Below are 24,495 nucleotides of genomic sequence, written 5' to 3' on the forward strand. Positions count from 1 at the left end.
CGGTCATGGCAACTGTAGCGTTCACCGAGGCGTATCGTACGCACGAATTCGTGGTCGAGATCGAGGGGATCGAGAGCCCGGGGATCACCAAGGTCAGCGGGCTCTCCGAGGGCGAGATCGACGCGATCGATCAACCCGACGGCGGCTCGAACGTCGTCCACAAGATCAGCTCGGGCATCGTCAAGTACGGCGATCTGACCCTCGAGCGCAACATGGACGGCACCGCGGCCGACGCGGCGTTCCAGAAGTGGTTCCAGGAGATGTTCAAGCTCGACGGCACCGGCGTCGGCTCGAAGCTGCGGCGCAACGGCTCGGTCGTCAAGCGCCAGTTCGGCAAGGAGGTCATGCGCTTCGCCTTCGAGGGCGCGTGGATCAAGTCGTCGCGGTTCTCCGACCTCGACGCCTCCACCTCCGGGCTGATGAAGCAGACGCTCGTGCTGGCGATCGAGCGGATGTACCGGGTCTGAGCGGGCCGGCTTGCGGCGGAGGGACGGGACCATGAGCCTACCGAGGCGAGAATTCGAGGTCGAGCTGCCGCTCGGATGGGTGGACGACGCCGGTCGGGTGCACCGCCGGGTCGTCCTCCAGAAGATGCGCGGCCACGAGGAGGCGCTGTTCTACGACTCGAGCCTGTCCGCCGGTCGGCTCGTCACCGAGCTGATCAAGGGCTGCCTCGTGCGATTCGTCGACGGCCCCGAGGCCCCGGGCCCGCTGGTGTCGCGGATGTTCTCCGCCGACCGCAACTTCCTGGTGGTGCAGATCCGCCGGGTCACCCTCGGCGACGAGGTGCCCTGCCGCTACGCCTGCCGCGGCTGCGGGGCCGACATCGCGGTCACCGAGGACCTCGGCCGACTCGCGGTCCGCCGCGCCGGCGACGGCCCGCTCCGCACCACCCTGCACGTCGAGCTCGCCGACGGCTGGCGCGACGGCGAGGGCGTCACGCACCAGGCGCTGGAGCTCCGCCTGCCCCGCGGCGACGACGAGGAGTTCATCGCCGAGATGACCGACGACCCGCTGCGCGCCCGCGACGCCCTGGTCCTGCGCTGCATCCAATCGTTCGGGTCCCTGCGCCGGGCGACGCTGGAGGCCTACGGCCTCAAGATCCTGCGCGACCTGACCCTCGGCGACAGGCGGGCGATCTACCGCGCGCTCGACGACGACAGCCCCGGGGTCGACTTCCGCCGCACTGTCACGTGCGGCCGCTGCGGCGATTCGTTCAAGACGACGCTGGAGGTCTCGGGTTTTTTCGACCTCGGCTAGGTGGCGGCGTTCGCCTCCGACAGGAGATCTTCTACCTGGCCTATCACCTCCACTGGCCCTACGGCGAACTGATGGCCATGGAACCGAGCGAGCGGCGCGCCTACGTGCACATGCTCGCGGAGCGCATCGAGGCGAACAACGCCGCGATGGAGGAGTTCAACGCGCGATGGGAGCGAAGGTGAATCGTATGACGATCACGGACGACAGCGCGAATCGACGGACCGCGAGCGCGGCCGACCTCGACGCGCCGCTCGCGAGCGCCGGGGTGCTGCTCCTCGCTCGCCGCTCCCGCGCGGCGGCGGCCCCGGGCCCGCGGAGGCTCGCGTGCCTGCCCTTCCTCGGCCTCGGTCGCGCCGCCAGGGCGCGCCGGGTGACCGTCGAGGACCCCGCGCTCGCCTGGGCGTCGCTGCCGCTGGCGTCGCTGCTGCTCTGGGGCCTGACCCCGGCCGACGGCCCGCGCTCGCCGGCCTCCGCTCCCACCAGTCCTTCGGGACAGGTCGAGGCGCCGCTGGCCGGCGCGAGCCTGCCGCTGCCACTGCGCCACGCCGAGGCCACGAGCCCGCCGTCCCGCGATGTCGGCGCGGCGCCGCGCTGGTCGGCGATGCAGCGACCGGCCCCGACCCCGCCGGCCCCGACCCCGCCGGCCCCGACCGCGCCGGCGCTCGCTCCCGCGCCGCCCGCCACGGCCGCCCCTGCGCCGGCCGGAGCGGCCGCCCCCCGTCCCCCGGCGCCCGGTCCCGCCGCGAGCGCCGGCGTCGTCCACACGGCGCCCAGCGAGCCACGGTGGGCCCTGCCGGTGCCCGCGGGCTCCCGCCCGATCGCGGCCGCCCGCGACCTGCCGGCGAGCGGCTCGTCGCCGCGCGTCGATCACACCTGGCCGCTCGTCCCCCGCCCCGGGGCTGCAGCGCTGCCGGCCACCGCCGCGGCCCCGCCGGCCGTCGCGTCCCCCGCGGCGATCGAGCTGCCTGCTCCCGTCCCCGCGCGCGCGTACGACCCCGCGTCGCGGGCCGCGGCGCCGCCCGTCGCGGCGCCCGTCGCCGCCCCGCCGCGCCGCTCCGACCGCGCGCCTGGCGGGCCCGCGCAGCTCCAGCCGCTGCCGGCCCTCCCGTGGGCCGAGGGAGGCACGAGGGTCGGGCGCGACGGCCCCGCGCTCCCCGGCGAGCCGCCGCTGCGCCCGACGCTGGCCGGCGCGCCGATGGAGCTCCCGCAGCTGCTACGCGCGATCGATCGGGTCGTCGAGCGGACAGTGACCGAGCGGGTCGCGCGGGCGCTCGCGCCGAGCAAGCCCCCGCCGGCGCCGGCCCCCGCGCCCGCGTCCGCGCCCGCGCCCGAGGTCTTCAGCGAACAAGGGGTGCGCCGCTTGATGGTCATGATGCGGCGCATCGAGCAATACGAACGCCTGCGCGGCGGCGAACTCGCATGAGCCCGCGACTGTGAGGATGTCATGGAACAGCTGCAAGTGCTCCGCGGATTCATCGCCAACATCGACATGATCCCGCCGCTGGTGTTTACATTCCAGTACAACCCACAATCGGTCAGCGACAACAAGAAGGTCACCTACGTCGACCGCAATTCGTCGCTGTGCGGCAACGCCCCCGGCAAGTTCTACGTCGGCGGCGGCGATCGCATCATCTCGGTGTCGTTCAAGCTCCACGGCCTCGAGCAGGGGCTCAACGTCATCAACCCGACCGGGGTCGACAACGGCATCAGCACCGAGCTGGCCAAGCTGCGCTCGTTCCTCTACCCCAAGGCCGACGCGTGGGCGACGTTCTCCGGCGGCGCCCCAGGCGGCATGAAGCTGGCCGCGCCGCCGACCTGCTACTTCGGCTTCGGCACCAAGATCCTCGAGGGCACGATCGTCGAGATGCAGATCACCGAGACGCAATTCAACAGCGCGCTGGCCCCGGTGCGGGCCGACGTCTCGGTCACGATCGCGGTCGACGAGTCCGAGGGCAACGCGCTGTACGAGCTCGACAAGCAGCACCGCAACGTCCTGGCGGCGCTCGGCCTGCAAAACATCAGCCTGTTCTAGGAGCGCCATGCCCCTCTCGGTCACCTCTCGTTATCACCGCCTCGAGCTCCTGGTCGACCCCGACCGCGGGCCCTACGTCGCCCAGCGCCCGGCGCCTGCGCCCGACGTCGCGACCGGCAGCATCAACCACGTGCTCGTCGGCGAGGAGACCCTCGATCAGCTGGCGAAGCAGTACTACGGCCGCGAGGAGCTGTGGTGGCGGATCGCCGACGCCAACCCGGCGCGGCACCCCGCCGACTGGCGCGCCGGCGACACGCTCGTGATCCCCCCGCTCACCGCCGCGCCGGCGCCCACGGAGTGACGCATGGCGGACACCCTCTTCTATCAGGTCCTCGTGACCAGCGGCGGGGCCAGCTACGACCTGTCGCGCGACCTCGCGGCGTTCACCTGGGAGCAGGACGACACCCGGCCCGACCAGCTGTCGCTGCAGGTGCCCGACGGCCACAAGGTCTTCAGCCACGCCCTGCAGGAGGGCATGAAGATCGAGCTGTCGTTCGGCACCGACGTCGAGCACGCCGTCGTCTTCCGCGGCCGGATCTACAGCGTCGACATGAACGTCCCGCGCGCGAGCGCCCCGGAGCTGACGGTCCGCGCGCTCGATCGATCGGCGGAGCTGGGCACGCACAAGACGACGCGCCGCTGGGACGAGAAGCCGCTGTCGACGGTGGTGAAGGACGTGCTGGCGCCGTACGGGTTCGGCGAGCCGGCGCTCGAGATCAGCCCCGACCCCGACGTCAAGGCGGTCCAGGAGGGCACGACCGACCTCAAGTTCCTGTCGCAGCTGTGCGACGAGTACGGCTGCGTCCTCTACGTCGAGCAGCGGCCGGGCGACGAGCGGGTCCACTTCGCCGGCAAGTCGCAGCTCGTGCAGGCGGAGCCCGAGCTGCAGCTGTACCACGGCCGGTGCGGCGTGCCGGACGTGCTCGACGAGTTCGACGCCACCGTCGACGCGCGCCGGTCCGAGATCCCCTACGTCCTCACCGGCGTCGATCGCAAGACCGGCAAGCCGCTCGACCCGATCACCGTCGAGCCGCGCTCGCCGGGCGTCGTCGACGACCCCTTCCTCGCCGAGAACCTCGCCGCGATCGCCGACCCGACCAAGCGCGCGCTGCTACAGCAGCTCATCGACGCCGCGCCGGCCGCCGCCGCCGAGATCCGCAAGCTCCGGCTCGCGGAGGACGGCGTCGAGCACGACCGCTCGAAGCCCGCGCTCACCACCACGGCCGAGCTGCGGCTCAAGGCCGACAACTGGGTCAGCACCCGCGCGCTCGGCATGTCCGCCACCGGCGGGTCCGCCGGCCTGCCGCGCCTCCGCGCCCGCACCCTCGTCGAGCTCCTCGACGTCGGCGGGCGCTTCTCCGGCCGCTGGTACGTGTCCCGCGTCAAGCACAGCGTGGGGCTCGGCGGCTACCGCACCGAATTCGACTGCCAGAGGTGAATGATGTTCGACGAGCTGCAACAAGGTCTCGGCGCCCAGGGTCGCGGGCAGCACCACGGAAAGTACCCGGGGACGGTCAAGGACAACGCCCCCGCGGACGCCGAGGTGCCGGGCTCGATCCTCGTGCAGGTCGCGTTCTTCCAGGAGCGCGACCCCGGCAACCCCGCCGCGGTGCGGCCGATGGAGTGCATCGCGCGCCCGTGCCTCCCCCCGGGCGTGTTCTTCGTCCCCGACGTCGAGGCCGCGGTATGGGTCGAGTTCGTCGCCGGCGACCTCACCCACCCGATCTGGACCGGCGCCTGGTACCCCGAGGAGGCCGCGCCCGCCACCCCCGAGGGCGAGCAGCCCACCGCCGACCAGCGCCTCCTCCGCAGCGTCGCCGGCCACGTGCTGTGCCTCGACGACACCGCCGGCTCCGAGCGCGTCGTCTTGCAGGACCCGAACGAGCACGTCCTGACGATGAACAAGGACGGCGTCGAGCTCAAGTGCGGCGCCTCCGTCTCGCTGCAGCTGAAGAGCGACGCGATCGTCCTCGCCTGCGGCAGCAGCAAGATCACCCTCGACAATCAGGGCATCCGCCTCGAGGCCGGCGGCCACCACTTCACCATGGAGTCGGGCGGCACCACCCTCAACGGCCAACTCGTCGTATTGAAGCCGATCATCGACTGGTTGACCGCCCACGTCCATTCGGCGCCGAACGCCGCCGCCACCCAGGCGACCGAGCTCGTCGCACCGTATTTCGTCTCGCAATTGCCTGGGTGACCGCGCCACGCGCGACCCGAGGAGTCTCCTGTGACCGAAACCATCCGAGGATTCGCCTTCCCGTTCCGCATCGACCCGGACTCCGGCAGCGTGGCCGCGCAGACCGGCGACGACAAGCTGCGCGAGAACATCGCCCACATCCTGCTCACCGGCATGGGCGAGCGGATCATGCGGCGCGGCTACGGCGGCGGGCTGCAGCAGCTCGTCCACGACCCGAACAACGAGGTCCTCCGCGGCGTGGTGCAGCACCAGGTCGCCAAGTCGCTCGGGCGGCTCGAGCCGCGGATCATCCTGCAGGAGGTGCGCGTCACCCAGGACGGCGAGACCCTGCTCCTGCGAATCAAATACATCGTGCGCAGCACGAGGCAAGTCCAGACCTTCTCCGTGCCCTTCGGGACGGGCCAGCTCTGACCGACGGGAGGTGCACCCATGACGACCAAACCACGACCGCGGATCGACTACACGAGCATCGACTACGAATCGCTGCGCGGCGCCCTGCTCGAGCTGGCGCGCGAGCGCCTGCCCGAGTGGACCGACCACTCGCCCAACGACCTCGGCGTCGCCCTCGTCGAGCTGTTCGCCGCGATGGGCGACGCCCTGTTCTATTACCTCGACCGCGTCGCCGGCGAGAGCTACCTCGAGACGGCCCAGGAGCGGCGCAGCGTCGTCAACCTGCTGCGCCTGATCGGCTACGAGCTGCGCCCGCCGCAGCCGGCCTACGCCGACCTCACCCTGCTGTTCAACAAGGACGCCGCCGGCCAGGTCCAGATCCCCAAGGGCGCGGGCTTCGCCACCACCGCCAAGGCCACCGGCGCCCCGATCCTCTTCCGTTACCTGCGCACGCCCCTCACGCTCGACGTCGGCGCGCTGCCGCTGGTCACCGTCGACGGCAAGCAGCACCGGATGTTCGCGCCGCTCCCGGTGGTCCAGGTCGATCTCATGGTGACCGGCGAGATCCTCGGCTCCTCCGACGGCGGCCCGCGCCAGCGGCTGCCGCTCGCCCGCAAGCCGCTGATCGACGGCACGCTCGAGATCACGGTGATGCAGCCGTTCCAGAAGATCTGGCGGCGCGTCGACACCCTGCTCGACAGCGTCGGCACCGACGAGCACTACGCGGTCCGCCGCGACGAGAACGACGTCGCGTGGATCGAGTTCGGCGACGGCGTGCGCGGCAAGCCGCCGGCGCGCGGCCGCAACAACCTGCTCGCCGCCTACGCGATCGGCGGCGGCGTCAAGGGCAACGTCCCGGCGCGGACGATCACCGACGTGTCGCCCGCGATCCCGCAGCTCGAGCGGGTCTACAACGAGGCGCCGGGCAGCGGCGGGGCCGCCAGCGAGGCCATCGCCGACGCGGTCCAGCGGGCCCCGCGGCAGTACCGCTCGATGGGTCGGGCCGTCACCGCCGCCGACTTCGAGGCCCACGCGCGCAGCTTCGGCGTCGCCAAGGCCCGCGCCCGCGCGGTCGGCAACCGCGTCGAGCTGTGGGTCGCCCCGGCCGGTGGCGGCTACCCCAACGACCTGCTGAAGGACGACCTGCGCGCCTACCTCGACGGCAAGCGCATGCTCACCACCCTCCTCGACCTCCGCGACCCCGTCTACGTCCCCGTGGCCCTCGCGGCCAAGGTCGAGGTCGAGCCGTACTTCTACCGCACCGAGGTGCGCGCGCGCGTGAAGGAGGCCATCCGCGCGCTGTGGAGCTTCGACAACGTCGACTTCGCCGACACCCTGTACGTCAGCAAGGTCTACGAGGCGATCGAATCGATCGAGGGCGTCGCCGGCGTGACCGTGACCCACTTCGGCGTCGCCGGCGGCCCCAACGACACCGGCGGCGCGCTCAAGTTCGGCTACGGCGAGATCCCGCTGTCGCTCGGCCTCGCCGACCAGGACCTCGAGATCACCGGAGGCAAGAGCGATGTCCTTTGAGGTGCTGCAAGACCTCCACGCGCGTCGGCTCGTCGTGACCGCCGAGCACGCGCGCGGCTACCTCGATCCGATCCCCGGGGTCCGCGTCGTCCGCAAGCTCGACCACGCCGCTGCCGCGCCGGGCGGCGGGTTCGTCCTCTTCGACGCCCACCGCCAGCTCGGCGACCCGGCCGCGCCCGCGCTGTTCTGCCGCCGTTTGCGCGGCCTGACCGCCAACACCGCGGTCGACGGCGGCCTCGTCGAATTCGAGCTGTGGGAGGCCCACCCGACCGCGCCGCCGCCCGAGGCGCTGTCGACCTCGCCGAGCCACGTGCACCTGGACATCTGGAACGGCACCCAGCTGCGCTCGTTCCGCTTCACGGGCGTCACCAACGCCGCGCAGTCGGTCCAGCAATTCGGGCTGTCCACGATCTTCAACACCGATTATTACGCCGGCGACGATTACCTCGGCCGCGCCGCCTTCTGGATCGAGCCCGGGCAGGCCAGGCGCCTGACCTTCACCCCGGACGGCCAGCCCCCCGTCACCGTGTATTACGACGTCGAGGAGGAGTGGCGCGCCGACCTCGAGCTCACGGGCGGCGCCCAGGGCCAGTACCAGGCCGCCTTCACCTGGACGCGCGGCGACCAGACCCTGCTCGCGGGCACGATCGTCAACCGCCTGGACGCCGACCGCGGCGTGTGGTCGCTGGCGGTCGAGCTGGCCGACGCGGCGCCCTCGCGCGCCGGCGCCCCGGCCGGCCTCGACCCGCAGTCCTATTATTATTACGCGCTGTTCCTCGACCCCCAGCCGGGCGAGGACGGCCCGCAATACGCGGCGCCGCCCGCCGCCGTCGCCTCCGCCCTGGCGACCGGCGAGTTCGGCGAGGCCGAGCGCCTCTACCGCCAGCTGCCGGCGATCCACCGCACCTACGACGAGCCCGACCCCGCCGTCACCGGCCAGGGTCAGCTGCGGCGATTCCTGCAGATCTTCGGCGGCGCGCTCGACCACGCTCGCGGCAGCGCAGAGGGCCTGCAGCGCCGCAACGACCTGTTCCAGGTCGACATGGCCGCCGTCCCGCGACTCGCGCGCTGGATCGGCTGGGACGTCGACCGCACCAGCACCGGCGGCGTGCAGCGCAACGACGTCCTGTTCGCCAGCGAGCTGTTCGCCCGCGTCGGCACCGTGGGCGGCCTCAAGGCCCTGATCCCGCGCGCGCTCGGCTGGTCGTTCACGATCCGCGAATTCGCCGACAACGTGTTCTTCACCAACGCCCGCCCGACCCGCGAGTGGGACGTCTGGACCGGGAGCAGCCCCGACGGCGAGGTGTTCGGCCAGGCCGTCGCGGTCGTCAACCCCAACCCCCCGCGGCTCGCCGGCCGGCCCGCGCTGGTGATCGGCGACTTCCAGCAGCTGTGGATGTTCTGGCACCAGCTCACCGTCGGCGGCCGGCGGGAGCTGTGGGCTCGCTGGCCGCTCCTCGGCTTCCCGGCCCAGCTGGTGGCCGTGTTCGACGGCATCAGCGATCCGCAGATCGCCGACGAGTGCCCCGCCGCGCTCGTCGACGGCGCCAACCTCCGCCTGTTCTGGAGCTCCAACCGCGCCGGCACCTGGGACATCTGGACGCGGACCTTGCCGAAGAATTACCAGGGCGGGCAGCTCGGCCCGATCGGCGCCGCGGAGCGGCTGACCGACCACGCGGCCGACGACCGCAACCCTGCCGCCGTCCGCGAGCCCGGCGGGCGCCTGTGGCTGTTCTGGCAGTCGAGCCGGCGCGGGCCGTGCGACATCTGGGCGCGCACGCGGACCGGCAGCGTGTGGAGCGAGCCGCGACGGATCACCACCGCCGCCGTCGCCGACCAGATGCCCGCGGCCGCGCTCGATCAAAACGGCGCCGTCCACCTGTTCTGGAGCGCCACCACCGCCGACGGCTGCAAGCTCTACGAATCGGTGCTCGGCGCCAATCTCGAGGGCGACGATCAGTGGAGCCCGCCCGTCGAGCTCCCCGGCCCGCCCGGCCTCGCCTCTCGCGACGAGGCCCCCTGCGCCGTGCTCCTGCAGAACCGCCTGCGCCTCTACTGGCACTCCAACCGCCGCGGCAACTGGCAGATCTGGACCCGCGAATTCGTCGGCGGCGCGTGGACCGAGCCGGTCCAGGTCGAACAACAGATCAACGGCCAGCCGCACCCGAACAAGCACATGGTGGCCGCCAAGGAGCCGGCCGCGGTCCCGTGGAACCTCGGGCTGTTCACCGCCTGGCGCTCGCAACACCGCGCCGAGGCGTTCGCCTCGCGCACCTTCAACACCGCCGATCCGGCCGCGCTCGCGGCGCTCGGCACCGTCACCGACTGGAATCACTACACCTACGACACCGGCCGCGACCTCGCGGATTGGTACGCGACCGACACCGTCGGGGTTCACTTCACCGTCCCTCAGGACGACCCGCTCGTGGCCGACAAGCTGCAGCACGTCCAGGACTTCATCGAGCCGTACCGTCCGGCCACGGTGCGAATCGTCTGGTTCGCCGGCATGGACCCGGTCACCTGAGCCGCGCGCGGCCGAGAGCGATACGAAGGAGAGACCATGGGTAACTTTTCGAGAGACCCGGACGAGGTGCTGGCGACCAACCTGGCGAAGGGGTACGTCGGCGTGCGGATCGAGCAGAACGTCCCGCTGCTCGATCGGGACGTCAACCTGCTCGGCGACCTGGTCGGCGCCAACCTGCGCAAGATCATCCAGGGCTACGTCGGCGACGGCGTCGCGCCCGGCGACGACGGCTCGTTCCAGATCACCGCCGCGAACCCTCAAGGCACCGACCTCCTGATCGGCGCGGGCATCATGCTCGTCGGCGGCTTGCAGGCGCGGGCCGGCGTCACCAGCAGCTACGCCGGGCAGGTCGGCGCGCCGCTGCTGACCCTGCCGCCGGTCGGACAGCTCCGCGTCGACGTCGTCTACCTCGACGTGTGGCTGCAAGAGGTCGCGACCGACGCCGACCCCGCGATCGACCTCGGCAACCTCGCCGACATCGGCATCCCGACGTCGATCCGGCTCCGGGTCGCGTGGCGCGTCGAGGTCGTCGAGGGCTCCGACCAGGTCCCGCCGGCGGCGCAGGGGCACGCGCGCTGCCCCCTCGCGCTCGTCACCCGCGAGGGTCCGACCCTGGTCCAGATCGAGGACCTGCGGGTGCGGCGGCTCAACCTCGCCGACCTCGTGCAACGGGTCGACGCCCTCGAGGCCGACATCACCATGGTGAGGACTGCGCTCCAGCCGGCCTTCTCGCCGACGCGCCCGTTCGACAAGGCGACCAGCTACCCGACCCGCACCGTCGTGCTGTACGGGCGAAACTTCGACCTCGGCAGCGTCAGCGTCAAGCTCGGCAACTCCTTCACCCTGCCGATCGTCGGCGAGCCGCTCGCCAATTCGATCACCGTGCGGATCCCCGAGAACGCGCCGAAGGGCGACCTCTGGTTCGTCGTGACGACCGCGCTCGGCAGCGTCACCAGCCCGGCCCATCGCGTCCTCGGTTCGGCCGCGATCCAGGTCGTAAGCCCGTTCACGCCCAATCCGGTGGTGGCCGGCCAGCCGTTCACGATCGCCGGCTCCTTCTTCGACGCGCCCAACCTCGACGTCCAGGTCCAGCCGTGGAACGGCGGCACCTGGAACTCGCTGACCATCAGCGGACCGACCCAGACCTCGATCGTCGCCGTCGCGCCCGTCGCTGGCCAGTACCGGGTGCGGGTCACCAGCGAGGTAACGCCGGTGTGGTCCACCAGCAACGTCATGCTCACCGTCAGTTGAACGCCCATGCCGATCTTCTCCAAGGACCCACAGACCACGCTCGAGGCCAACCTCGCGAAGTTCTACGCGGGCGTGCGCCTGACGCAGGGCGTCCCCGTGCTCGACCGCGACCTCACCCTGCAGGGCGACCTGCTCGACGCGACGCTGCGGCGGGTGCTCCACCAGCACCTCGGCCAGGGCACGCCCCGGGGCCCCGCCGATCAATTCAAGATCGTGCCGCTCGTCCCCGCCGCCAACGACTTCGCGATCACCGGCGGCCGGCTCTTGACCCGCGGCATCGACGTCGAGGGCGCGACGACCAAGTACTCGAGCCAGGGCCTCCCGGCGCTGACCCCGACGGCCGGGCTCTCGCGCGTCGACGTCATCTACCTCGACGTCTGGCTGGCCGTGATCGACTGCACGAGCGACGCGGCGCTGTTCAACCCGGACGACTACGAGTTGGAGACCTCCGTGCGCCTGCTGCCGCGCTGGGCGGTGCGGGTGGCTCAGAACGCCACCCTCGTGCCCGCGCCGCAGCCGGGCCACGTGCACTACCTCCTGGCTCAGCTCTCGCGTCCGGCCAACACCTCGACCATCACCGCGAGCATGCTCGCCGACCAGCGGCGGACCCGCCTCGACCTCGCCGGCGCGACCGGCCGGGTCACGCTCGCCGAGTCCGCCGCCGCGAGCATGAAGTCGGCCCTGGCCCCCGCCTTCGCCGCGAGCCCGTACAGCCGCGATTACGCCTACCCCGGCCTGTGCGTGACCCTCCGCGGCCGCCGCTTCCTCGCCGGCCCGCTCGCCGTCGAACTGCGCCGGACCGACGCCGAGATCTACGCCCCCTGGATCTCCGCGCCGCTCGTCGGCGAGGCCGAACCCAACGCCGTCACAGTGCGCATCCCCAACGGCGTCGCCGGCTCGCTCGACGTCGCCCTCACCAACGGGATCGACCGCGTCCTGGCCCCCGCGCCGCTGTACGTCTACGGCCCGCCGAGGTTCGACGCGCGCGGGCCCCAGATCACCCCGCAGACGATCGACATCGGCGCGACGGTCACCCTCCACGGCGAGTTCTTCGACATGCCCGGCGCGATCGTCGAAGTGGCCCAGGTGGCCGAGCCGATCGTCTGGAAAGCGGTGACGATCGTCAGCGCGACGAGCGACAAGCTCCTGTTCAAGGCTCCCCTGACCGGCGGCGAGCACATGGTGCGCGTCCGGACGCTGGCGAGCGACCTCCCCGCGATCAGCCTGGAGACGCTGACCCTCTGGCTGATCTAGCCCAAGACGCCCTCTTCACTCTCCTCGAGGCCACGATGATTTCGTCCACCACTCCCAGATCCGGCAACCTCCCGCTGCTCCTCCTCGGCTCGGAACGCGTGCTGAACGCCGACCCCTCGCTGGAGTACCCGTACGCGTACACCACGTGCACGGCGCAGGGGATCCCGATCATCGACACGGTCAGCCTCCAGACCGTGGACACCCAGAAGTCGCTCGCGCTGTGGCTCCCCACCCCGCTGCTGTCGATCGCCGACCAGCCGGAGCGCAGCCTGACGATCGATTGGGTGTACACGAGCTGGGCCCTCAACAGCGGCACGATCCAGGACCCCACCTTTCAGGTGATCCTGCGCAGCCGGCCGTCGCGCCCGACCGGCAGCTCGATGCGCTTCACCTCGAGGACCGAGCAGGTGTTTCAGCTGTCCTCCGAGGTCGCCGCGCCGAACCTCGCGGGGTTCATCGAGCACCACGTCACCGTCATCGAAGGCATCAAGGGCGCCAACGAGCTGGTCGCGCAGGGCGAGGACCTCCAGTGCTACCTGCGGGTGAAGCTGCCCGCACGCGCGTCCGGCAACGTGTTCGGGCTCCGCTGGCAGATCCACGGCCTCGCGGTCGATCAGTGGTGACGACAATCCTTCGAGACGGGCGGTGAAGTCGTGAGCAAGGGCGGCATTCGTAGCAATCGAGCAGGCGAGCGGGCCGGCAAACCCGGCGAGCGAGCCCCCGACGCGAAGACCGAGGCGGACGCGGACCGGATCGGCCCGCACGCGGCCTTCGCCCGCGGAGCCGCGCTCCTCGGCGACGGCGAGGGCGAACCGCGGGTCGATCCGCGGCGCGCCCTGGCGCTCCAGAGCGCGCTCGGCAATCATCAGTTCTCGCGGCTCGTGGCCGCACGCCGGCCCCACGGCGCCGGGCCGGTCGTGTTCCGCAAGCCCGCGGAGGGCTTCGCGGGCGAGCCCGACCGCGACGCCGAACAGCGCGCGCTGTCCCGACTCGAGGGCGGAGCGCCGCTGCCCGCGTCGCTGCGGAGCGCGCTGCGAGACGTCGTCGCCCTCGACCTCGACGAGGTCCGGATCCACACCGACGAGCGGGCCGCCGCGACCGCGCGCGACCTCGGGGCCCGCGCTCTCACCGTCGAGCACGACATCTCGTTCGCCGCCGGCGAGTACGCCCCGCACACGCCCGACGGATTGCAGCTGCTCGTGCACGAGCTCAAGCACGTCGAGCAGCAGGCGCGAGGCCTGCGCCCCGGCACGATCGCCGGGCGGGCGATCGGCGACCCGCACGACCCGCTCGAGCGCGAGGCCGACGCCGCCGCCCACCGCGTCTCCGTCGGCCCGCCGCCGCCCTCGGCCGCGACACCTGCGCCCGCGCAAGCGAGCGCTCGCCCGCGCCGGGCCGTCCGCGGCGCCTCGCCGGTGATCATGCGCCAGCCCCGGGCCGACGCCGCCGGCGATCGCATCGAGGTGATCGCCGACCCCGCGAAGCACAAGCTCCGCGTCGTCCGCGTCGACAAGAACGGGCGCATCGTCGCCGGCCTCGCCGAGATCACGCCACCGAAGGGCGAGTCGCTCGAGGAAGCGAAGGTCGAGGCCAAGCTGCACGAGACCAGCCGCCTCACCGACGACCGCGGCACCTACAAGATCAAGCTCCCGCCGCGTTACACCGCGATCACCAACCCGAAGGAGACGGTCGACCTCAAGCAGACGACCGTCGAAGAGGTCGCGCGCAAGGAGGCCGACCGCCAGCAGGTCGAGGAGTTCCTGGCCGCCCAGGACGCGGAGTTCGGCACCAACCTCGCCCTCCTGTACGCCACCGACCTCGCCGACGAGGAGAAGGTCGCCGCGCTCATGAAGACCGAGGGGTACCAGCAGTTCGCGCAGAAGAAGGCGGACAAGAAGTACTGGACCGAGGTCAAGCGGCTGATGGAGCTCGACCGCGAGAGCATCAAGGAGGGCTACCTCGCGGGCGACGTCGTCCTGAGCGACAAGGAGGCCGACGACACATGGGTCGACCGCGAGCTCGAGAAGCCGCGGGACGACAAGACCGACCGCGACAAGCCGCACATGTCGGCGCTGCAGCAGTGGGAGGCCAGGAACCGGGCGTGGGTCGAGGAGCGCCTGTACGTCCAGGGCAAGCGGGCCCAGGCGCGCGGCTTCGCCGGGGAGCAGGCGCGGATCATGGCCCACCGCGTCGAGCCCGGCGCGAGCAGCTCCGCGGCCGAGAAGCAGGAGGCCCGCGAGTGGGCCGCGCTCGCCGGCCACGACCTCGCCGACGACGACGACGTCGCGCGGCAGATCAACGCCCAGGTGCGGGAGCACAAGGGCGACCTGCTCGAGCTGGCGACCAAGGAAGCGGCGTGGGCCGTCATGCACAACGGGCCGGACAGCCCCGAGGCGCGGCGCTGGCGGACGATCGTGAACGCCCACGGCACGGCGATGAAGGCCGGCGGCTTCGACCAGCCGTGGCGCCCCAACGCGGCCCGGGAGGCCCGCGAGAACGCCGAGGACAGCGCGATCCGCCAGCAGTTCGCGCAGATGTTCCCGGGCTTCGAGGAGGGGCTGAGCGTCAAGGAGATGCGGGAGATCTTGCGCCGCGGGCGGTCGCGGGCGCAGCTCTCGTCGTGGGAGCGCGACCACCTCGACAAGCACGGCACCTTGCCCAACGAGGTCACCGACGAGCGCGGCATCCTCAAGGGCTACAAGCTCTATTCCTACGAGGAGCTCGGCCTCGGCGGCGGCGTCGGTCAGGTCACCGAGGAGATCGTCGACCTCGGCGGCAAGCGAGTCTCGATCAACAAGACAGTGACGCTCACCCCCGCCGTCGCCTTCTTCGAGGACCTCGCGCGCAGCCTGCCGTACATGAGCACCGCCATCAGCGCCCTCGAGGCGCTGACCGGCCAGAGCATGCAACTGCGCGACGTCTACTCCGAGTCGGGCCGCGAGCTGAGCTTCGGCGAGCGCTTCGAGGCGATCCTGAACGGGATCCCGGCGGGCGGACCGTTCGGCAAGGTGGCCCATTACGCCGGCCGCATCATGCTGGCCAAGGCCGCCCTCGAGGTCACCACCGGCATGGACCTGTCCGGCCCCGGGATCGACGCCATCATCGCCGGCAAGCCGCGCTGGCTCACCGCCGACGAGCGGGCCCAGCGGGCGATCCACGGCGCCGCGATGCACATCGCCTATTCGGCGATCGGGGTGATCGAGGGCACGGTCGCCAACCGCGGGGCGATCAACAAGACCTTCAAGGCGGGGCCAGAACGATGGCGGGACCCCGGCCACGCGCCGAACGCCTCCGGGGGCGGGGAGTTCGCCACGACGGGCCGCCGCGTCGTCGACAAGGCGACGCGCTTCGCCGAGATCTTGCTGACCAGCGGCATGAAGCCGGGCGCGCCGCAGCTCGTGTACCACGAGGGCGCGCCGCTGGTCGCCGAGATGCACGAAGGCGCCGCCCCGGCGCGCCCGCGCGACGCCGGCGGCGAGCCGACGCCCGCGAGCACCCCCACTGTCCAGCGCGAGGTCGAGGGCGACGCGCAGGGCAAGGCGCCCAAGGCGAGGTATCGCAGGGAGCCGACGCCCGCGGAGCGAGGCCAGGCCTGGGATCAGACCGAAGCCATGGCCGCGTATTGGCAGGAGCGCGGGATCACTCCGCCCAAATTCCAGGCGAGCATGGATCTACCGACCTCGTGGATCCACGAGAAGGCCGGCAGCCCGACCGAGGTCCGAATCATCAACATGGGCTATAACCTCGCGCCCAACCGCGACCTCGCCAGCGTCCCGCTGCCTCACCGGGCCAACGCCGCGCTCTCGCCCCGCGCGGCGGTCGGCCACGAGGGCGGTCACTACGAGGCCTTCGTCGCCGACAAGGTCCATCCGACCCACGAAGAGACGCAGGCCAGCCTGCGCGGGGCGATTCACCACGCCGACTCCCGCGCGGATGTCGACTGGCTCGTCCGCGACGCCGCCGCCCGCCTCGGCGAATACGAGCAGGGCACGCCGGTCCCCGGCCGCGAGGAGCTGCGGTCTCGCTGGCAGCGCCCGACCCTGGTGATGCCGCCCGGCCTCTGGCTCGACGCCATCGACTTCCGCGCCGTGGCTCCGCACCGCGCCGGGCTCGCCACCTCCGCAACGCCCGCCGCGGCGGGCATCGGCGACCTCGTGATCCGCGAGGTCGAGCCGCCCCGTCGCGGCGGCCCGCCGCGCAAGGCCGCCGAGCCCGCCGACAAGGCCGGGCAGTCGCCGCGCTCCGCGGCCGAAGAAGCCCAGGACGCCTTCCGGAGGGCAGGCGAACGGCTCGCCAAACCAGCGCCGAAGAACCAGCCGAGGCAGCCCGCCCCGCCGCCCGAACGGGCCCAGGTCGCGCGCCCGCAACCTCCGAAGGAAGCGCCTGCGCCGGCGCAAGCGCGTCCGCAGCCCGCGAGATCGGCCGACGCCCCGCGCGGTCACGAGCCGCCGCCGCTGGTGAAGCTCAGCCCCACGGAGCGGGCGGACCTGGACGCGAAGATCGCCGCCGCCTGCAAGAAGTTGCCGTACCTGTCGAAGCAGCTCGAGCTCTCGCGGAGCAAGATCATCTTCTTCATGAAACGGATCGAGGCCGGCGAACCGGACCCACAGCCGTCGGTCGTCAACAACGAGTTGACCGACGGCCACCATCGACTCATCGCCAGCATGATCGTCGGCAAGCCCGTCGAGCCCATCTTTCGCTCGCAGGATCCCGCCATGCGCCAGCTCAGCAAGGCCGCGCACGAGATGGCCGTGCGGATCGCGGAGGTGTTCGGCACCCCGCCGCCGGGGAAGGACAGGCCGCTGCGACCGATCAAGAACGCGGACTTCGTGCTCACCGATTGACGACAGCGCACGGACGACCGACGGGGCGACGATCGGCGCCCGTGCTGCCCGCGGCGCGCCTAGCCGGTGAGCCGGCGCGCCCCCTCGCCGGCCGCGCGGTGGAACGGATTGGCACGACCGGAGGTGTCGCTGTCGGTCTGCCAGCGCGGCTCCCAGCGGACGATGCACCTGGCAGCGTGTTCGCCGGGGAACAGCGCCGCGAAGCGGTCGCGGTAGACGTAGGCCTCGGCGGTGGCGGGCGTCGCGTACGGGAAGCGCTCGGCGGCCTGCGCCAGCTCGCGTCGGGACACCACGCGCTCGGCGTGCGCCCGCAGCCCGTCGACCCAGCCGTAGCCGACGCCGTCGGAGAACTGCTCCTTTTGCCGCCACAGCACCGAGCTCGGGAGCAGCGGATCGGCGTCGTCGGCGAACGCCTGCCGCAGGATCCACTTCTCCACCCTGGCCTCGCCGCCGCGGCCCGCGCCTCGCGGCTGCTTGAGCTCGGGCGGCAGCGACATCGCCAGGTCGAGGAACTTCAGGTCGAGGAACGGGACCCGCGCCTCCACGCCGTGGGCCATCGTGCTCTTGTCGGCGCGCAGGACGTCGCTGAGGTGGAGGTTGGCGACGCGCGCGACCGTCTCGCGCTGCAGCTCCTGGGGATCTTCGGCGTAATAGAAATAGAGATAGCCGCCGAAGATCTCGTCGGAGCCCTCGCCGGATAGAACGACCTTGACCCCGAGGTCGCTGATATAGCGGCTCAGGAAATACATCGGGGTGCTGGCCCGGATCGTCGGGATATCATAGGACTCGACGTGGCGGATGATGTCGTCGAGCGCGGCGATGCCGTCCTCCACGCGGAACGACACCTCGTGGTGGGTGGTGCCGAGGAACTGCGCGACCTCTCGCGCCGCCCGCAGGTCGGGCGAGTCCTTGGCGACGCCGATGGCGAAGCTGTGGATCTCCGCCCGGGCATCGCGCGCACGCACGAGTCGGGTCGCTAGCGCCGCGATCAGGCTCGAGTCGAGGCCGCCGGACAGCAACAGGCCGAGCGGCACGTCGCTCATGAGCCGCTTCTCGACCGCGTCGCTCAAGCTGCGCCGGAGCTGGGCCGGATCGCCGGGTTCGCCGGGCTCGCCGCGCAGCCACGGGGGCGCGTACCAGCGGCGCAGGCCGCCGCTCCGGCTCATGAGGTGGCCCGGCGGGAACACCTCGAACGACACGCAATTGTCGATCAGCGCCTTGAGCTCCGACGCGAACCACAGGTTGCCGGCGCGATCGCGGCCGTAGTAGAGCGGCTTGATGCCGATCGGGTCGCGCGCCACCATCCAGTCGTCGCCGTGGACCGCGGCGAACGCGAAGATCCCGTCCAGCGCCTCCACGCAGGCCTCCCCGCGCTCTTCGTACAGGTGCGCCAACACCTCGCTGTCCGAGCCGCTCACGCAGCGACGGCCGGTCGCCGCCAGCGCCTCCGCCAGGGCGCGGAAGTTGTAGATCTCGCCGTTGTGGACCACGGCCGCGCCGTCGCGCCCGCGGATCGGCTGCTTGCCCTGCGCGGGATCCATGATCGCGAGGCGGCGGTGACACAGCACCGCGCTGCCGAGGCGCATCCACAGGCCGCTGCCGTCGGGGCCCCGGTGGGCCAGCCGCGCCGCCGCCGACTCTGCCGCCGCCGCGACGTTTCCGTCGACATCGCCGAACACCGCAACGATTCCACACATGATTCACCTCTGCTGCTGCTGCTCGCGCAGCGGACGCTGGAAGAAGAATTCGGGCGCCCCGTGGGCCGGCCGCAGCTCGTCGAGCCAGGCCGCGCGCTCGTCGTACTCGGCGAGGAAGGTGCGACCGACCCACGCGGGGTCGCGGCCCTGCAGGAAGCGGAGGGAGAAGTGCATCGTCCCGCCCGACTCGAGCACGCCGTCGACCACGACCTTGCCCGGCGTCGCCGACATCGACGGCCCCCGCGCGGTGCGAGCCAGGCCCGACACCTGCCGCTGGGCGTCGGCGTAGATGGCCAGCGCCCGCGCGAGCGGCACCTTGAAGTACTCCTTCGGCCCCGTGTCGCGCTCGACGAACATGTAGTACGGCACCGCGCCGAGCCGCACCTGGGCCCGCCACAGCTCCGCCCACACCCGGGGATCGTCGTTGACCCGGCGGATCAGCGGCGCCTGACAGCGGAGGACCGCGCCCGTCGAGCGCAAGCGCCGGATCGCCGCGATCGCGGCGGGGGTCTCGAACTCGCGCGGGTGAGACGCGTGCACCATCAGCGCCAGGTGCATCCCCCGCTCCGTCACCTCCTCGAACAACCGCAGCAGATCGTCGGCGTCGGGGTCGGTCGTGAAGCGATACGGCCAGTACGCGAGCGCCTTGGTGCCGATGCGGATGCTGGTGAGCCCGGGCAGGCGGGCCTCGAGCAGGGGCTCGATCGTCCGGCGCAGGGCCGCGGTGCGCATCACCAGCGGGTCGCCGCCGGTGACGAGCACGTCCGTCACCACCGGGTGTCGCCGCAGGTACTCGACCAATTGCTCGGACTCGCGGGCGGCGAACTTCAGGTCCTCGAGGCCGACGAACTGCGGCCAGCGGAAGCAATACGTGCAGTAGGCGTGGCACGTCTGCCCCTGCGCCGGGAAGAACAGCACCGTCTCGCGGTACTTGTGCTGCATGCCCCGCAGGGCCCGCCCGTCCATGGTCGGCACGTTGAGGGTGATCTGGCCGGCCGGGTGCGGGTTGAGGCCGCGCTGGATCGTCCGCACCGCGGCCTCGAGCTCGGCGGCCGGCGCCCCGCTCCGCAGCAGCGCGATCACTGTCTGTAGATCGTCCGCGGCGAGCATCCCGGGCTGGGGAAAGGTCAATTGGTAGATCGGGTCGTCGGGCGCCGCGCTCCAGTCGATGAGCTCGTCCAGGACGTATCGATTGACCCGAAATGGCAGGACTCTGGCGACCGCGGACAGCTGCAGCCGGGTCTCGGCGGGGAGCGCGGCGATCTGCGGGATCGTCTCGAGATCCCTCAAAGTGATCGGCGAGTAGGTGGACCGTGGCGGCGTGGAATCAAGCACGAGGACCCCCGGAGCACGCGTGCCCCTCGGCGCGCGTGCCGGACTTGAGCAAGCGATGTGCCAAGGACCGCAGCGGAGACTCCGCCGGCCCTGGCGACCCCCGGGGCGGGGCGTCGAGGCCGCGAGACCAGCCGGCGCGCCCGAGCGCGCCGCAGCGAGGCGGGAAAAATTCCGGGCCCCCGGGCAAGATGCCCGGCCCGATCGCGTTCGCCGCCGGCCAGACGCTGTTTCCCAATTGGCGCGGAGCGTGCTTCTCTTGGCCGCCATGAACGCGTCCCTCCCTCGCTTCAAGCGCTGGCGCACGGGATTGCTGGCGACCGCGATGGTGTGCGCCATCGGGGCCATCGCCGCGCTGGGCGTGATGGACGAGCGTTCGCTGGTGTGGACGACGCGCGTCGAGACCTCCCGCGAGACGCGGGTCCTCGCCGAGGTGCTGGCGTCGGAGTTCCGCGCGGGCCTGTCGGCGCTCGGCGGCGACGTGCCTGCGGGCGGCGCTCGCGTCGAGGGCGGGGCGTGGCGCTTCGCGGACACCTCGCTGGTCGTGGAGCCGCGCAAGCTCGTCCACGAGGACGCGATCGCCAACGACGCCGACCACCACCTGCTCGTGTGGGCGGCCGCCACCGACGACCTGCGGACCCTCGACGGCGAGCTCGTGGACATCCCGAGCGTGGTCCATGCGGCGAAGGCCGGAGACACCAGCGCGTGGTTGACGCCGGGCGAGGCGCGCCGGCTCGGGCTCCCCGAGGAGCTCGCGGTCGCGGGCCTGTCGCGCGTCGACGACCCGCGGTTCGGCGAGTGGATCCTCGCGGTGATCAGCTCGACCGAGCGTCAGCGCGCCCGCGAAGCTCGCCGCTACGCCCGCACCATCATCATGGTCAGCCTCGCCAGCCTCGTGGTGGTCGGCTTCGGCCTGGTCCTCCTGCGCACGCAACGGCAGGAGCGAGCCTTCGAGCGCATGCTCGCCCGCGAGTCGATGCGCGCCCATCAGGAGGTCCAGCTGGCGCGAGAGGGCCGCGCCGCGACGATGCTGACGTTCGCCGCCGGCATCGCCCACGAGCTGTCGACCCCGCTCGGCGTCATCGCCATGCGGGCGGAGCAGCTCGAGAACAACGCCGAAGACGATCGCGCGCGCCGCGGCGCGCGGGCGATCACCGAGCAGGTGGCGAAGATCCGGGAGAACGCGCGCGGCTTCCTCGCGATCGCCCGCGGCGCGGCGCCCCTGCGCGAGCGCTTCCCCGCCGCCGACGTCCTGCGCAGCGCCGTCGCTCGCATCGAGCACCGGTTCGATCGCGCCGGGGTGTTCCTCCGCGTCGACTGGCAGTCCGCGCTGCCGTGGATCTACGGCGACGCGCGGCTGCTCGAGCACGCGTTGACGAACCTGCTGATCAACGCGTGCGACGCCTCGACCGTGCGCGGCGAGGTCGAGCTCAGCGCGGCGCAGAGCGACAGGACGCTGACGATCACGGTCCGCGACCGCGGCGCGGGCATCGACCCGGTGGTGCGCGCCCGGATCCAGCCGTTCTTCAGCACCAAGGCCGAGGGCACGGGCCTCGGCCTGGCGATCGCCAGCGAGGTCATGCGCATGCATCGAGGCGAGCTCAAGCTCGAGGAGCGCCCCGGCGGCGGAACGAACGCCGTGCTACGCTTGCCCGCCGAATCGATGTCCGACGATGCTTTCGCCCACGAAGCACAAGACGCGCATCCTGTTGGTTGACGACGACCTCGACATGCTCGAGGCGCTGACCGACGGCCTGACCGAGAAGGGCTTCGAGGTCGCCGCAGCGCGCTCCGCCGAGGCGGCGCTGGTGCACCTGGCCGAGGCGAGCTTCGACGTCATGGTGACCGACCTGCGCATGACCGGCGCCGACGGCCTCACCCTGCTCGCCCAGGCCCGCGCGCTCGACCCTCAGCTGCCCGTCATCGTGATGACGGCCTACAGCGCGCTCGACACCGCGATCGAGGCGGTGCGCCGCGGCGCGTTCCACTACCTGGCCAAGCCGTTCCGCGTCGACGAGCTCCTCATCTTCGTCCGCCGCGCCTTCGAGGACGCGCAGCTGCGGCGCGAGGCCGAGGTCCTGCGCCACGCCCTCCGCGTCCAGCCCGGGCCGCCGGGCGTGCTCGGCGGCAGCGCGGCGATGCAGGAGCTGTTCCGCATCCTCGACCGCGTCGCCGGGACCTCGGCGCCGGTCCTCATCACCGGCGAGACCGGCACGGGCAAGACCCTCGTCGCGTCGACCATCCACCAGCGCAGCGGTCGCGCCTCGGCGCCCCTCGTCGCCCTGAACTGCGCGGCCCTGCCGGAGAACCTGCTGGAGAGCGAGCTGTTCGGCCACGTGCGCGGTGCCTTCAGCGGCGCGACCTCCAGCTCGGCCGGCCTGTTCTGCGCGGCCGACGGCGGCAGCATCCTGCTCGACGAGATCGGCGAGATGGCGCTGCCGCTGCAGGCCAAGCTGCTCCACGTCATCGAGCGCGGCGCGGTGCGGCCGATCGGCGGCACCAAGGAGCGCCCGATCGACGTCCGGATCCTCGCAGCCACCAACCGCGACCTCGAGCAGGCCGTGCGCGAGGGCAAGTTCCGCGAGGACCTGCTGTACCGCCTCAACCTCGTCGTCCTCGAGCTGCCCCCGCTGCGCGAGCGCAGCGGCGACCTGCCCGAGCTGATCGACCACTTCCTCGCCCGCGCCCGCTCGCGCTACCCCGACAGCCCCGTCCGCAACTTCTCGCGCTCGGCGCTCGAGCGGCTGCTCGCGCACCCGTGGCCGGGCAACGTCCGCGAGCTGTCCCACACCATCGAGCGGCTGGTCCTGCTCGGCCACGGCGCCGTGATCGAGGCCGCCGATCTGCCCCGCAACTTCAACGCGCCCGCAGACTCGCCCCCGACCTTCGACGCGATCGTGCCGATGCGAGAGATGCAGCGCAGGTACGCCGCCTGGGTCCTCGAGCAGGTCGACGGGATCCGCGCGCACGCGGCCCGCCGCCTCGGCATCGACGTCAAGACCCTCGGCCGCCTGCTCGGCACGCAGGAGACCGGCGACCTCGAGGTGAAGGACTGAAGAGACTGGTCCGCTCGCCGGCCCCCGAAACCGCCGATGGGTCGAGCGCCGAGGAGATGGACCCCCGGTGATCGTCGAGTGACACCACCGACACCTCGACCCCGTCGCCCAACTCCCTCGCTACCGGCGGTCGCTGACCGCCGCCTCTCGCCGCTGTCCGCGGTGGCGGTGTCGCCCCTGGTCGGCCCGCGGGCCACCGCAATGACGCATTCGGCGTAGTCGCACCCGGCCGCGATCCGGCCGGTGAGACCGTCGTGCCCTCCAATCGACGCCTCGATCCGGCGCTCGCCATGCTCCATCGAATCACGCGCTCATTCGTATGAGCCGCGGAACCGCGCGGCCACACGCGGACGGCAGGTCACGTCTTCACAATCCGAACTCCCGCAACGGCTGTGTGAGCGCGAAGCGCCCGTACGATGGCCGAAGGGTGCGTCATCCTCGAATTTCGCCACGTCCATCGCCGTCCCCCGCGAGAGGGCCCGCCCATGATCGCCGCGCTCGGCAGTCGTCACGGGTCTCGCATACTGGCGCGCGATGCGTCCTGTTCGCGCTCTCGATCAGCGCAAGTTGTTGTTCTGCTGGATCCCGGTGACCGTGACCGTGCTTTTGGGCGCATAGAAAATGTTGCCGCCGCCGAAGTTCACGGTCGGCTCGGGAGGCGCAGCTCGAAGAGGCTCTGGCTCGCGCTCCATGGGTGGGACGACGGGTCGCTCCTCCACGCGCCGTGGCGCAGTGGTTGTCCATTGCCGCCCGGCGGCGAAGGCGACAAGCCCCAGCGCCGCGGCGACCGCGACCAGCAACCACCGGCGAGGTCGACGCGGGCGCGGTGGATCGGCCGGCCTCGAGCACATCCAGCGATCCGCGATGTCGTCGATCTCGCGTGCCCTTCGCGGGCGCTGCGCGCGGAGTCGGACGAAGAACTCGGCGTCGAGCAGACCCCGGCGCTCGAGGCCACGCACGAGCGCGTGCGCGACGTCGGCGTGTCCCGCCTGAGCGCCAGGGAGTTCGTGCTCGAGGTCCCCGGCGTCGGCGACTTGGACTGGAAAGCGACGCAATTCCTCGACGGCGAACAGCTCCGTGAGGAGTCGGGCGAGCACGGCGAGGTCCTGGCGGTGGGCCATG

At 71.9% G+C, this 24,495-nt stretch carries 19 protein-coding genes; 16 read left to right on the top strand and 3 right to left on the bottom strand.

Going from position 1 to position 24,495, the window contains the following annotated elements:
• The first annotated feature begins 5 nt into the window (after window positions 1–5).
• From O0S08_RS33020 to O0S08_RS33085, 14 genes are all read left to right on the top strand, one after another.
• A complete protein-coding gene (locus O0S08_RS33020) occupies window positions 6–467 on the top strand; it encodes a phage tail protein (RefSeq protein WP_269033397.1) in 462 nt (153 codons plus the stop codon).
• A 31-nt stretch (window positions 468–498) separates the two neighbouring features.
• Window positions 499–1,260: a T4 family baseplate hub assembly chaperone gene (locus tag O0S08_RS33025; RefSeq protein ID WP_269033399.1), complete on the top strand. Its 762-nt coding sequence runs from the start codon at window positions 499–501 to the stop codon at window positions 1,258–1,260.
• 187 nt (window positions 1,261–1,447) lie between these two features.
• Window positions 1,448–2,683: a hypothetical protein gene (locus tag O0S08_RS33030; protein WP_269033400.1), complete on the top strand. Its 1,236-nt coding sequence runs from the start codon at window positions 1,448–1,450 to the stop codon at window positions 2,681–2,683.
• Window positions 2,684–2,704: 21 nt separating this feature from the next.
• On the top strand, window positions 2,705–3,292 hold the full coding sequence (locus O0S08_RS33035; protein WP_269033402.1) for a CIS tube protein: 588 nt from the start codon (window positions 2,705–2,707) through the stop codon (window positions 3,290–3,292).
• A gap of 7 nt (window positions 3,293–3,299) precedes the next feature.
• Complete coding sequence (locus tag O0S08_RS33040) at window positions 3,300–3,593, top strand: LysM peptidoglycan-binding domain-containing protein (RefSeq protein WP_269033404.1); 294 nt, start codon at window positions 3,300–3,302, stop codon at window positions 3,591–3,593.
• 3 nt (window positions 3,594–3,596) lie between these two features.
• Complete coding sequence (locus O0S08_RS33045; protein ID WP_269033405.1) at window positions 3,597–4,730, top strand: phage late control D family protein; 1,134 nt, start codon at window positions 3,597–3,599, stop codon at window positions 4,728–4,730.
• A 3-nt stretch (window positions 4,731–4,733) separates the two neighbouring features.
• On the top strand, window positions 4,734–5,492 hold the full coding sequence (locus tag O0S08_RS33050) for a phage baseplate assembly protein V (protein WP_269033406.1): 759 nt from the start codon (window positions 4,734–4,736) through the stop codon (window positions 5,490–5,492).
• 30 nt (window positions 5,493–5,522) lie between these two features.
• Window positions 5,523–5,903, top strand: a complete 381-nt coding sequence (locus O0S08_RS33055) for a GPW/gp25 family protein (RefSeq protein WP_269033407.1) — start codon at window positions 5,523–5,525, stop codon at window positions 5,901–5,903.
• Window positions 5,904–5,921: 18 nt separating this feature from the next.
• On the top strand, window positions 5,922–7,415 hold the full coding sequence (locus tag O0S08_RS33060; protein ID WP_269033408.1) for a baseplate J/gp47 family protein: 1,494 nt from the start codon (window positions 5,922–5,924) through the stop codon (window positions 7,413–7,415).
• Window positions 7,405–9,939 (top strand): hypothetical protein, encoded by a 2,535-nt coding sequence (locus O0S08_RS33065; protein WP_269033409.1) that lies wholly within the window; start codon window positions 7,405–7,407, stop codon window positions 9,937–9,939. The genes O0S08_RS33060 and O0S08_RS33065 overlap by 11 nt, the downstream gene beginning before the upstream one ends.
• A gap of 36 nt (window positions 9,940–9,975) precedes the next feature.
• Window positions 9,976–11,190 carry a hypothetical protein gene (locus O0S08_RS33070; RefSeq protein ID WP_269033410.1) on the top strand — a complete coding sequence of 405 codons (1,215 nt, stop codon included), beginning with the start codon at window positions 9,976–9,978 and terminating at the stop codon, window positions 11,188–11,190.
• Window positions 11,191–11,196: 6 nt separating this feature from the next.
• A complete protein-coding gene (locus O0S08_RS33075; protein WP_269033411.1) occupies window positions 11,197–12,444 on the top strand; it encodes a hypothetical protein in 1,248 nt (415 codons plus the stop codon).
• A 35-nt stretch (window positions 12,445–12,479) separates the two neighbouring features.
• Window positions 12,480–13,067, top strand: a complete 588-nt coding sequence (locus O0S08_RS33080; RefSeq protein WP_269033412.1) for a hypothetical protein — start codon at window positions 12,480–12,482, stop codon at window positions 13,065–13,067.
• Between the two features lie 30 nt (window positions 13,068–13,097).
• Window positions 13,098–17,288, top strand: coding sequence for an eCIS core domain-containing protein (locus O0S08_RS33085; RefSeq protein WP_269033413.1), 4,191 nt, complete (start codon window positions 13,098–13,100; stop codon window positions 17,286–17,288).
• A gap of 59 nt (window positions 17,289–17,347) precedes the next feature.
• Here the strand turns inward: O0S08_RS33085 and asnB are convergent, their stop codons facing one another.
• A complete protein-coding gene (asnB, locus tag O0S08_RS33090) occupies window positions 17,348–18,985 on the bottom strand; it encodes an asparagine synthase B (RefSeq protein ID WP_269033414.1) in 1,638 nt (545 codons plus the stop codon).
• A 3-nt stretch (window positions 18,986–18,988) separates the two neighbouring features.
• Window positions 18,989–20,320 carry a KamA family radical SAM protein gene (locus O0S08_RS33095; RefSeq protein ID WP_269033415.1) on the bottom strand — a complete coding sequence of 444 codons (1,332 nt, stop codon included), beginning with the start codon at window positions 20,318–20,320 and terminating at the stop codon, window positions 18,989–18,991.
• A 265-nt stretch (window positions 20,321–20,585) separates the two neighbouring features.
• On the opposite strand from O0S08_RS33095, the gene O0S08_RS33100 reads away from it, so the two are divergent.
• Window positions 20,586–22,034, top strand: coding sequence for a sensor histidine kinase (locus O0S08_RS33100; protein ID WP_269033416.1), 1,449 nt, complete (start codon window positions 20,586–20,588; stop codon window positions 22,032–22,034).
• On the top strand, window positions 21,991–23,373 hold the full coding sequence (locus O0S08_RS33105; protein ID WP_269033417.1) for a sigma-54-dependent transcriptional regulator: 1,383 nt from the start codon (window positions 21,991–21,993) through the stop codon (window positions 23,371–23,373). Before O0S08_RS33100 ends, O0S08_RS33105 begins: the two co-directional genes overlap by 44 nt.
• 557 nt (window positions 23,374–23,930) lie before the next feature.
• Here O0S08_RS33105 and O0S08_RS33110 read toward each other — a convergent pair.
• Window positions 23,931–24,494 (bottom strand): hypothetical protein, encoded by a 564-nt coding sequence (locus tag O0S08_RS33110; RefSeq protein WP_269033418.1) that lies wholly within the window; start codon window positions 24,492–24,494, stop codon window positions 23,931–23,933.
• Window position 24,495 lies beyond the last annotated feature (1 nt).

Origin of the sequence: Nannocystis punicea, from assembly GCF_026965555.1 — a bacterium.
GTDB classification, from domain to species: Bacteria; Myxococcota_A; Polyangia; order Nannocystales; family Nannocystaceae; genus Nannocystis; species Nannocystis punicea.